This is a genomic window from Streptomyces bugieae, from assembly GCF_036352915.1.
Taxonomy (GTDB): Bacteria; Actinomycetota; Actinomycetes; order Streptomycetales; family Streptomycetaceae; genus Streptomyces; species Streptomyces endophytica.
Window position 1 is genome coordinate 1 of sequence record NZ_JAZBJP010000141.1, and the last position, 463, is coordinate 463.

At 64.8% G+C, this 463-nt stretch carries 1 protein-coding gene; it reads left to right on the forward strand.

Going from position 1 to position 463, the window contains the following annotated elements; translation table 11 throughout:
- Positions 1-169 precede the first annotated feature (169 nt).
- A partial coding sequence (locus tag V2J85_RS40580) for an ABATE domain-containing protein (RefSeq protein ID WP_330824388.1) occupies positions 170-463 on the forward strand: 294 nt, incomplete at its 3' end.

Sequence of the window (463 nt, forward strand, 5' to 3'; positions counted from 1 at the left end):
GATCGCCGGTGCGTCCGGCGCACCTGCCTCGCGGTAGAACAGCCGCTGACCGTCGACGGTGGCGTAGCGATGGTGAACCGTCATGGCTAACTCCTTTAACTAGTTTTAGTGGTTAGTGACATCTAACGCCGGACGCCATAACCTGTCAATAGTTGTTTGGAGGTTAGAAATGGAGCTCGTTGAGGTGGGCCTGCGGGACGCGGCCCTGCTGCTGGATCTGCTCAACACCACGCCGGTGGTCGAGGGAAGGCAGCGCGACATACTCGCGGATGGCGCGCAGGCGTCGACCTGGCTGCGCGAGCACGGGGCGACCGAGGCCGAACTGGCGGAGCTGGTCGAGGCCAGGAACGTGCTCCAGGCGGTAGTCCGCGGGGCCGAGTCGGCAGCCGCGTTGGAGCCGCATCTCAATGAGGTGGGACTGCGGGTCCGCGCCACAACGGGCGGCGTGAGGTGGGAACTCGAT